Source organism: Kitasatospora sp. NPDC004745 (assembly GCF_042873275.1).
GTDB lineage: Bacteria > Actinomycetota > Actinomycetes > Streptomycetales > Streptomycetaceae > Kitasatospora.
In genome coordinates this window covers 186,311-195,618 of record NZ_JBIALK010000012.1, presented here as the reverse complement: position 1 = coordinate 195,618, position 9,308 = coordinate 186,311, and the positions used below count along the sequence as shown (strand labels likewise).

Below are 9,308 nucleotides of genomic sequence, written 5' to 3'. Positions count from 1 at the left end.
GGCGGCGGGGCGGGGGGGGGGGGCGGGGGGGGGGGCGCGGGGGGGGGGGGGGCCCCCGCCGGCGGGGGGGCCCCCGGGGGGGGGGGGGGGCGGGCGGGGCGCCCCCCCGCCCCTCCGGGCATTGTGTAACAAACTGTCAGTAGGCGACCTGGCGTACGCCTGCTCCGCGATCTGTCACCACGCGCTCTGACGCGGTGATCCGCCCGGCCGCCCCCGGCGCCTCGGCCACCTCGGTCCTCGACCCCTACTACGCCGAGATCGACCCGCGCACCGGTGACGTCACCCGAACCGCCTACCTGGGCGCCGGGTTCCTCTTCGACACGCTGCAGACGGTCGGGTCCATCGCCCCCGGCGGGGTGGTCTACCCGGGCACCACCACCGGGATCCCGCGGATCACCGCGCAGTGAACGGGAGGGACGGCACCGCCCGTGCGAGACTGCGGAGATGCCGTCCCCCACGCAGCGCGCCCTGGCCCGGGTGCCGGTCCGGCTGCGGCCGTTCCTGGTCCGGCACCGCAGGCTGGTGAAGTTCCTGCTGGTCGGCGGCCTCTGCTTCGTGCTCACCCTGGTGGTCGACGTCCAGCTGAAGGCCACCGTGCTGGAGCACAAGCCGGTGGTCGCGCTGACCGTCGCCACGGTGATCGGCACCGCCGTCTCCTACGTGCTGAACCGCTGCTGGTCCTTCCGGGCCGACGGGCACCGGCGCGAGGCGCTGCTGTTCCTCCTGGTCAGCGCGGTGGCGATCGCGGTGAACGACGTGCCGCTGGTGGTCTCGCGCTACGTCCTGGACCTGCGCGAGCCCTTCGTGGGCCCGGTCGTCCAGGAGGCCGCCGACTTCCTCAGCGGGATGGTCCTCGGGACCTTCGTCGCCATGCTGTTCCGGTACTGGGCGATGCGCCGGTGGGTCTTCACCCGGCCCGCCGCGCGCCCCGGTGCCGGCCCGGCCGCCGCCCCGACGGCCGGCTCCGCCCTGCTCAGGACGCCGCCCCCGGAACCCGGTTACGCTGCAACGGAGGTGCCCCGCGGGATGCCACCGGACATGCCGTAGCCCGGCGACGGACCCGGCGGCGCCCGTCGGCACGCAGGCGGGAGTGGGTGCATGAGCGCGAGTGCGATGCGCGAGCCGGAGGGCGTCCTGCCCGGGCCCGCCAGCCAGCGCGGGATGCGCCGCGCCAACCTGGCCCTGGTGCTCGGGGTGATCGCGCTCGCCCCGCGCTCGCGCGCCGAGGTGGCCGCCGAGACCGGCCTGACCAGGGCCGCCGTCTCCTCGCTCGCCGAACAGCTGATCGCCGCCGGCCTGGTCGTCGAGGCGGGACCGGCCGCCCCCAGCGGGAAGGTCGGCCGCCCCGGCACCGCACTCGGGCTCAACCCGCTCGGGCCGGGCGGCCTCGGCGCCGAGATCGGCGTCGAACACCTCGGGGCCTGCGTGGTCGACCTGCGCGGCGAGGTCCGGGCCTGGCGCCGCCGGGAGGTCCGCAACCGCGGCCGCCGGCCCGCCGCCGTGATGGCCGACCTCGCCGAGCTGCTCGGCTCGGCCGTCGCCGAGTCGGGCCTGCGACCGGCCGGGATCACGCTGGCCGTCCCCGGGCTGGTCGGCATCTCCGGCGGGGTGCTCCAGCGGGCCGCCAACCTGGGCTGGGAGGACGTGCCGCTGGCGGCGGGGCTGCGCCCCGAGCTGCGCGCGGCCGGCGCGGCGGACCTCGCCGAACTGCCGGTGGAGGCGGACAACGAGGCCAATCTGGGCGGCCTCGCCGAGCGCTGGCTGGGGGAGGGGCCGGAGCACTTCCTGTACGTCTCCGCCGAGGCCGGCGTCGGTGCGGCGATCGTGGTCGGCGGGCGGCTGCTGCGCGGGGCGCGCGGCTACGCGGGCGAGTTCGGCCACCTGCCGGTCCACCCGGACGGCCCCCGCTGCGCCTGCGGCGCGAACGGCTGCCTGGAGCAGTACGCCGGCGAGGCCGCGGTGCTGCGGGCGGCCGGGCTGACCGGGCTGCCCGGCGACTGGGTGGCGCTGCTCGCGGAGCGCGCCGAGGCCGGGCGGGAGAGGGTGCTGGCGGCGCTGGCCGGGGCCGGTACGGCGCTCGGCACCGCGGCCGCCGGGGCGGTCAACCTGCTGGACCCGGAGCGGGTGGTGCTCGGCGGGGGCTACGCCCGGCTGGCGCCCTGGCTGCTGCCGGCGATGCAGGCCGAGCTGTCCGCCCGGGTGACGGTGCGCCCCTGGTCGGACGCTCGGCTGACGGTCTCCCGGCTCGGCCGGCGCGGGCCGCTGCTGGGCGCCGCGGTGGGCGTGGTGCGCGCCGTCGTCGCCGATCCGGGGAGGCTGGCGGCCGGCTGACGGATTGGCCGGAAGTCGACCCCAGGGCGGGTGCGGGCCGCGCACGGCGACGCCCGTGCGCCGGCCGGGAGGGCCGGGGCACGGGCGTGGGGGTCGGAACGGCGGGGCCGGGAGGCTCAGGCCTGGTCGACCAGCTCGCGGCCGACGGTGCGCGGGCGGCGCAGGACGGCCAGGAAGGTGACGGCGACGCCGAGCACCGCCCAGACCAGCAGCACCACGATCGGCAGCAGCAGGTTGGTGGAGCCGAAGTAGGCGATCGAGCGGGCGGCCGAGGTGCCGGCACCGTTCGGGATCCAGGAGCCGATGGCCCGCCAGAACGGCGGCATCATCGGCGGCGGGTAGACACCGCCGGCGCTCGGGTTGCCCAGCACGACGAAGACCAGCACCGCGACGCCGATGCCGACGATGTCGAACAGGCACTGCAGCGCCATGGTGAACGCGCCGACCGTGAACACCACCAGGGCGCCGAGGGCGGACAGGCCCAGGATCGAGCCGGGCAGCGCGTCCAGGACGGGCCCGGCGATCACCGTGCCGCCGATGCCGGCCGCGATCGAGTACAGCGCCAGCACGCCGAGCCGGATCGTCGCCCGCTGGGCGTTGGCGGGCTTGGAGCCGGCGCTGATGCCGAGGATCGAGGCGACCAGGTAGCCGCCGACGCACCAGCCGATGACCAGGTAGAAGCCGGAGAGGCCGTTGGTGTCGCCCTTGGCGAGCGGCACGACGTCCTCGACCTTGACCGTGCGGTTCTGGGACTTCTCCAGCGCCGTGGTGATGCTCTCGGCGGCCTTGGCGGCGGACGGGCCGCGGGCGCCGCCGACCAGCAGGGTGTCCTCGGTGCCGGCGGTGTTCACCACCAGCGCGGCGTAGATCTTCTGGTCCTTGATCTGCTGGGTGGCGGTCTCGGCGTCGGGGGCGGTGACGGCCTTGACGGCGTCGTCCGGGACCGACTCCAGCGCCTGGACGAACTTGGGGGAGACCTGCGGCGGGGCGACCACCGCGATCGACAGGTCGTGCGGGGCCGGGTGGTGCAGCGCCCCGACGTACGAGGTGATGAAACCGAGTTGGAGCAGCAGTACGGCGATCACGAGCAGCGCGGCGCGCGGGGTGACCGCTCCCTTCAGTTCGGCGACGAAACCCTGCCCCGGGGCGGCCATCCACATCTCCTTGCGTATAGGGGAAAAACGGATACTTCATACCATGAAGTAGTTGGGTTGTCGTACCCCACGCGCCGCATTCCGGCCGGTGCGGCTGCGGGATACTGACGCCGTGAGTGACGAGGACGCCCTGCTGGCGGTGGAACGCGAGGTCGCGCTGATGTTCCGGCGGGGCCGGGCCAGAGTGGCGGAGCTCTCACGCCGGGTGCACCCCGAGCTGGAGGGTGCGGCGTACAGCATGCTCGGCTACATCGAGCAGGCCGGGCGGGTGCGGGTGACGGACGTCGGCGCCCACTTCACGGTGGGCAAGGCGACGGTGAGCCGGCAGATCCGGGCGCTGGAGGAGCTGGGTCTGGTGTCCCGGGAGGCGGACCCGCTGGACCGGCGGGCCGCGCTGGTCTCGCTGACCGCGGACGGGCGCCGGCGCTACCTGGCCGCCCGGGACGTCCGGATGCGGCGGGTGAGCGAGCTGCTGGGTGACTGGTCCCGGGAGGACGTCGACCGTTTCGCGGAACTGCTGCACCGCTTCAACGACGTGCTCGACGAGCCCACGGTGGAGTGACCCGGCCGCGGCCGGAGCGGTGGTGAGCCCGGTGGGCCCGCAGGAGGCGGGTTCCGGCCGGGCTTTACTTGTCCTTGAAGAAAGTTGCCTTAGTCAACCATTAGTCCTATGGTTGCTTAAGGCAACGATATTTAAGGATCCGGATGACCATGACCACCGAGGCCGCGACCGGCGCCGCCGCCGTCGACGACCGACCGATGACCCACCGGCAGGTGATGGAGGCGCTGTCCGGCCTGCTGCTCGGCCTCTTCGTGGCCGTGCTCTCGTCGACCGTCGTCTCCAACGCCCTGCCCCACATCCTCACCGACCTGCACGGCGGCCAGTCCGCGTACACCTGGGTGATCACCGCGACGCTGCTCACCCTCACCGCCTCCACCCCGATCTGGGGCAAGCTGTCCGACCTCGCCAGCAAGAAGCTGCTGCTGCAGATCGCCCTGGTGATCTACATCGCCTCCTCGGCGCTGGCCGGCCTCTCCCAGAACACCGGCCAGCTGATCGCCTGCCGCGCCCTCCAGGGCATCGGCGCCGGCGGTGTCACCGCGCTGGCGCAGATCTGCCTGGCCGCGATGGTCCCGCCGCGCGAGCGCGGCCGCTACAGCGGCTACTTCGGCGCGGTCTTCGCGCTGGCCACCATCGGCGGCCCGCTCATCGGCGGCGTCATCGTGGACACCTCCTGGCTGGGCTGGCGCTGGTGCTTCTACGTCGGCATCCCGTTCGCGATCGCCGCGATCCTGGTGGTCCAGCGGACCCTCAAGCTGCCGGTGGTCCGGCGCAAGGTCAGGATCGACTACCTCGGCGCGCTGGTCATCACCGCCGCGGTCAGCCTGCTGATGATCTGGATCACGCTGGCCGGCAAGAACTACGACTGGGTGTCCTGGCAGACCGCCGCGATGGTCGGCGGCGGCCTGCTGCTGGGCGCGCTCGCCGTGGTGATCGAGCGCCGCGCCGCCGAGCCGATCATCCCGCCGGACCTCTTCCGCTACCGCACCGTCACCCTCGCCGCGCTCGCCAGCGTGCTGGTCGGCGTCGGGATGTACGGCGCGACCACCTTCCTCAGCCAGTACTTCCAGCTGGCCCGCGCCAAGTCCCCGACCATGGCCGGCCTGATGACCCTGCCGATGATCCTCGGCCTGGCGCTCTCCTCCACCGTCGCCGGCCGGCTGATCACCAAGTACGGCAAGTGGAAGGCCTACCTGGTCTCCGGCACCTTCCTGCTCGCCGTCGGCTTCGGCCTGCTCGGCACCGCCCGGGTCGACACGAGCTACGGGCTGCTCTCCGTCTACATGGCGATCACCGGCGTCGGCCTCGGCCTGACCATGCAGAACCTGGTGCTCGCGGTGCAGAACACCGTGCCCCGCCACGAGCTCGGCGCGGCCAGCTCGGTGGTCACCTTCTTCCGCACCATGGGCGGCGCGATGGGCGTCTCCGCGCTCGGCGCGCTGATGAACAACAAGGTGACGCACTACCTGGCGGAGAACCTCGCCGCCGCGCACGTCCCGGCCGGGCCCGCGGCCGGCGGCGGGGGCATCCCGGACCTGCACCGGCTGCCGGCCCCGGTCGTCCCGCTGGTGACGGACGCCTTCGGGCACGGCGTCGGCGACGTCTTCCTGGTGGCCGCGCCCTTCTCGCTGCTGGCCTTCGTCACCGTCCTGTTCATCCGGGAGACCGCGCTGAAGACCCGACAGGGCTGACCGGCGGCGCCCACGCACGCGAACGGGCCGGGGAGTGTCGATGCACTCCCCGGCCCGTTCGGGCTCTCCCGGCGGTCACGTCCCGCCGGTCACGCGGTCGGTCGGGTCCCGCCGGTCACTTCCCGGCGATCAGCGTCAGCCCGTAGACGACGGCCGCGGCGCAGAGGCCGAAGCAGGCGTAGGCGCCGACCAGGGCGAGCCGGCCGCCGCCCGGGCCGCCGGAGGCCTCGCCCTCGCGGGCGGCCAGGGTGGCCTCGCGACGGGACAGGGCCAGGATGCCGAGCGCGAAGACCGCGACCACGGCGACGGTGATCCCGAAGCTGGCACCGGCGGTCTGGGCCAGGGCGTTCCACTTGATGTGCATGGCGTGTGCTCCTCAGCCTGCGGCGCTCAGGCCGCGACCGTGGTCGAGGCGGGGGTGGGGGCGTTGGCGGTGGGGACGGCCTGCGGGACCTCCACCGGGGCGGCGTCGTTGACGTTGTCCGCGCCGACGGGCTGGCGGCGGGAGATCAGCCACATGGCGCCCGAACCGGCCACCAGCACGGCGCCGACCAGGACGACGCCCCAGGTGCCCTGGCGCGCCAGCAGCGCGGCGCCGCCGGAGACCAGCGCGGCGGCCGGCAGGGTCAGCGCCCAGGTGTAGACCATGCGGCGCACCATGCTCCAGCGCAGCTGGGCCTTCGGGCCGCCGAGGCCGGCGCCCATGATGCCGCCGGAGCAGACCTGGGTGGTGGAGAGGCCGAAGCCCATGTGCGAGGAGGTCAGGATGACGGTCGCGGCGGCCGACTCGGAGGCGAAGCCCTGCGGCGCCTGGATGTCCGCCAGGCCCTTGCCCATCGAGCGGATGATCCGCCACCCGCCCATGTAGGTGCCGAGCGCGATCGCGGCACCGGCCGAGACGATCACCCAGGTGGGGGGCAGCGCGCCCTTGGGCAGGGCGCCGACCGAGACCAGGGTCAGGGTGATGATGCCCATCGTCTTCTGGGCGTCGTTGGTGCCGTGCGCCAGCGAGATCAGCGAGGACGAGAAGATCTGGCCGGTCTTGAAGCCCTTGGTGGCGATCCCGGAGTCGCCCTTGCGGGTGATCGCGTAGGCCAGCTTGGTGGCGCCCCAGGAGGCGAGGCCGGCGACCAGCGGCGAGGCGATCGCCGGGATGAGGATCTTCGACACGACGGTGTCGAAGTTGACGCCGTTCATGCCGACCCCGACAACGGTGGCGCCGATCAGACCGCCGTACAGCGCGTGCGAGGAGCTGGACGGCAGGCCGCGCAGCCAGGTCAGCAGGTTCCACAGGATCGCGCCCGCCAGTGCGGCGAAGATGATCTCGGGGTGGACGCCCGTCTTCTCGTTGACGATGCCGCCGGAGATGGTGGTGGCGACCTTCACGGACAGGAACGCGCCCGCGAAGTTGAGGACGGCCGCGATGGTGACCGCGACCTTCGGCCGGAGGGCTCCCGTCGCGATGGAGGTGGCCATCGCGTTGGCGGTGTCGTGGAACCCGTTGGTGAAGTCGAAGGCGAGCGCCGTGATGATCACAACGGCCACCAGGAACGAGATGTGTTCCATACCCAAACAATCGTCGTAGTTGTCGCACGGACGTTGGTGTCGTCGCGACCGTAGGTCGGCTTGGTAAACGGAAGGTGAACTGGACCGGGAATCGTGGTTCCGATGGTGGCCCCACGGTGTCCAACAGCTTTCGTGGGGGTGTCCCGGGCCGTGCTGAGCTGGGCATCGGCGAAGAACGCCCCGGTTCGCTCCGGTTTGCTGAGACCTGTCTCACACATCAATCGAGAATTAACCTCCCAGTCCGGGTGCGCCCTGTTTCCGGCGAGTAACCCGTGGGAGGATCGGCGGGATCCGGGGAACCCGGGGCACGGGCGGGGCGGGGAGGACGAACCCATGGGCGGGGCTGCACAGCGCACGGAGTCGGCGGGCGTACGGCCCTGGGTGCGGGCGGCACTGCGCTGCGGAGCGGCCCTGGCCGCGGCCGCGCTCGCGCTCCCGTTCGCCGCGCAGGCCGCGTACGCCGCCCCCGACCCGGGCGCGCCGGTCATCGCGGCCAGCCCCGGCGAGGACCCGCTGGCCGCCGCCAAGGCCACCCTCGGCCCGCTGCTCGACAAGCTGCACGGGCTCTACCAGAGTGCCGAGGCCGCCACCGAGCAGTACAACGGCGCCGTGGCCAAGGTCGCCGAACAGCAGGCCGCGCTCACCGACCTCCAGGGCCGCCTCGACCGCCAGCAGAAGCAGGTCGACGCCGGCACCGACATCGCCTCCCAGCTCGCCGCCGCCCAGTACCGCAACGGCGCCAGCTCCGCCTACGCCGAACTGCTGCTGTCCAAGGACCCGTACGAGGCCGTCACCATCGCCGAGCTGCTCGCCGCCGCCAGCCGCTCCCAGTCCGAGTTCCTCGACCGGCTGAAGAGCGACCGCGAGGCCCTCACCGGCCTGAAGCAGCAGACCGAGGAGGCCCTCAAGACCTCCCAGACGCTCGTCTCCGAGCAGGACGCCGCCAAGGCCAAGGTCGCCGCCGACCTCGCCTCGGTCGAGCAGCTGGTCTCCTCGCTCACCGGCGCCCAGCGCACCGAACTGGAGAAGCTGGAGAAGGAGAAGGCCGACGAGGCCCAGCTCGCCTTCCTCGCCTCCGGCGCCCTCGGCCAGGGCGAGCGCACCCCCTCGCTGGAGGGACGCGCCGCCGTCGCCTTCGCCCTCGCCCAGCTGAACAAGCCCTACCTGTGGGGCGGGACGGGCCCGGAGGCCTACGACTGCTCGGGCCTCACCTCGCAGGCCTGGCTGCACGCCGGCCGCCCGATCCCGCGCACCAGCCAGGAGCAGTGGGCCCAGCTCCCGCACATCCCGCTGAACCAGCTGCGCCCCGGCGACCTGATCATCTACTTCGAGGGCGCCACCCACGTGGCGATGTACATCGGCGGCGGCCTGGTCGTCCAGGCGCCCCGGCCGGGCGCCGTCATCAAGGTGTCGCCGATCGGCTCGATGCCGATCCTCGGGGCCGTCCGGCCCGACCCGTCCGGCGCGGCGGACGAGGCCGGCGGCGCCTGGAAGGTGCCCGCCCTGCCCGCCGGCTGGGACGCCGTCACCCCGATCGCGCCCAGCCCGGCCAACCAGGCCCCGGTGACCCCGGCCCCCGGCACGCCCGCCACCCCGCCCGGCGCCACCCCGGGCACGCCGTCCACCGGCCCGGGCACGCCCACCGGCACCGGCACGCCGTCGGGCACGGGGACGCCCACCGACCCGGGCACGCCGAGCGGCACCGGGACCACCACGCCCACCCAGACGCCCACCGGAACGCCGACCACCACGCCGACCACGACGCCGACCGGCACGCCGACCACGACGCCGACCGGCACCCCGACGCCCACCGGCACGGGCACGCCGACGCCCACCGGGACGCCGACCGGCACCGGGACCGGCGCCCCGAGCTCCACCGGCACCGCCACCACCAGCGGTTCGGCCAGCGCCCCGGCCCCGGGCAGCGCCAGCGCGACGCTCCCGCTCGGCGGCCACTGAGCACGGTGGTCCACCGGCGGGACGGTCCGGGGAACGGGACGCTTC

General features: G+C 73.9%; 9 protein-coding genes. 6 read left to right on the top strand and 3 right to left on the bottom strand.

Annotated elements, in window-relative coordinates:
* Nucleotides 1-194 precede the first annotated feature (194 nt).
* The 3 genes from ACFYUY_RS21025 to ACFYUY_RS21015 are packed head-to-tail and all read left to right on the top strand — an operon-like array spanning nucleotide 195 to nucleotide 2,331.
* Nucleotides 195-407 (top strand): hypothetical protein, encoded by a 213-nt coding sequence (locus ACFYUY_RS21025; RefSeq protein ID WP_387902311.1) that lies wholly within the window; start codon nucleotides 195-197, stop codon nucleotides 405-407.
* A 37-nt stretch (nucleotides 408-444) separates the two neighbouring features.
* Nucleotides 445-1,047, top strand: coding sequence for a GtrA family protein (locus tag ACFYUY_RS21020; RefSeq protein WP_387902308.1), 603 nt, complete (start codon nucleotides 445-447; stop codon nucleotides 1,045-1,047).
* Nucleotides 1,048-1,098: 51 nt separating this feature from the next.
* Nucleotides 1,099-2,331, top strand: coding sequence for an ROK family protein (locus ACFYUY_RS21015; protein WP_387902306.1), 1,233 nt, complete (start codon nucleotides 1,099-1,101; stop codon nucleotides 2,329-2,331).
* A 116-nt stretch (nucleotides 2,332-2,447) separates the two neighbouring features.
* Here the strand turns inward: ACFYUY_RS21015 and ACFYUY_RS21010 are convergent, their stop codons facing one another.
* Nucleotides 2,448-3,485, bottom strand: coding sequence for an ABC transporter permease (locus ACFYUY_RS21010; RefSeq protein ID WP_387902303.1), 1,038 nt, complete (start codon nucleotides 3,483-3,485; stop codon nucleotides 2,448-2,450).
* Between the two features lie 112 nt (nucleotides 3,486-3,597).
* On the opposite strand from ACFYUY_RS21010, the gene ACFYUY_RS21005 reads away from it, so the two are divergent.
* Nucleotides 3,598-4,047 carry a MarR family transcriptional regulator gene (locus ACFYUY_RS21005; RefSeq protein ID WP_360204498.1) on the top strand — a complete coding sequence of 150 codons (450 nt, stop codon included), beginning with the start codon at nucleotides 3,598-3,600 and terminating at the stop codon, nucleotides 4,045-4,047.
* Nucleotides 4,048-4,190: 143 nt separating this feature from the next.
* The gene (locus ACFYUY_RS21000; protein ID WP_360204500.1) at nucleotides 4,191-5,738 is read left to right on the top strand and encodes an MDR family MFS transporter; all 1,548 of its coding nucleotides are present in this window, start codon (nucleotides 4,191-4,193) and stop codon (nucleotides 5,736-5,738) included.
* A gap of 115 nt (nucleotides 5,739-5,853) precedes the next feature.
* Here the strand turns inward: ACFYUY_RS21000 and ACFYUY_RS20995 are convergent, their stop codons facing one another.
* Both ACFYUY_RS20995 and ACFYUY_RS20990 read right to left on the bottom strand, forming a co-directional pair.
* Nucleotides 5,854-6,102: a hypothetical protein gene (locus ACFYUY_RS20995; protein ID WP_360204502.1), complete on the bottom strand. Its 249-nt coding sequence runs from the start codon at nucleotides 6,100-6,102 to the stop codon at nucleotides 5,854-5,856.
* A gap of 26 nt (nucleotides 6,103-6,128) precedes the next feature.
* Nucleotides 6,129-7,304, bottom strand: a complete 1,176-nt coding sequence (locus ACFYUY_RS20990; RefSeq protein WP_360204504.1) for an inorganic phosphate transporter — start codon at nucleotides 7,302-7,304, stop codon at nucleotides 6,129-6,131.
* Nucleotides 7,305-7,637: 333 nt separating this feature from the next.
* Between ACFYUY_RS20990 and ACFYUY_RS20985 the strand changes: the two genes are divergently transcribed.
* Entirely contained in the window at nucleotides 7,638-9,263 is a 1,626-nt protein-coding gene (locus ACFYUY_RS20985; RefSeq protein ID WP_387902299.1) for a C40 family peptidase, read from the top strand.
* The last annotated feature ends 45 nt before the right edge of the window (nucleotides 9,264-9,308 follow it).

Coding starts and splice junctions, on each gene's coding strand:
- ACFYUY_RS21020 (WP_387902308.1), top strand. CDS start 445: ATGCCGTCCCCCACGCAGCGCGCCCTGGCCCGGGTGCCGGTCCGGCTG.
- ACFYUY_RS21015 (WP_387902306.1), top strand. CDS start 1,099: ATGAGCGCGAGTGCGATGCGCGAGCCGGAGGGCGTCCTGCCCGGGCCC.
- ACFYUY_RS21010 (WP_387902303.1), bottom strand. CDS start 3,485: ATGGCCGCCCCGGGGCAGGGTTTCGTCGCCGAACTGAAGGGAGCGGTC.
- ACFYUY_RS21000 (WP_360204500.1), top strand. CDS start 4,191: ATGACCATGACCACCGAGGCCGCGACCGGCGCCGCCGCCGTCGACGAC.
- ACFYUY_RS20995 (WP_360204502.1), bottom strand. CDS start 6,102: ATGCACATCAAGTGGAACGCCCTGGCCCAGACCGCCGGTGCCAGCTTC.
- ACFYUY_RS20990 (WP_360204504.1), bottom strand. CDS start 7,304: ATGGAACACATCTCGTTCCTGGTGGCCGTTGTGATCATCACGGCGCTC.
- ACFYUY_RS20985 (WP_387902299.1), top strand. CDS start 7,638: ATGGGCGGGGCTGCACAGCGCACGGAGTCGGCGGGCGTACGGCCCTGG.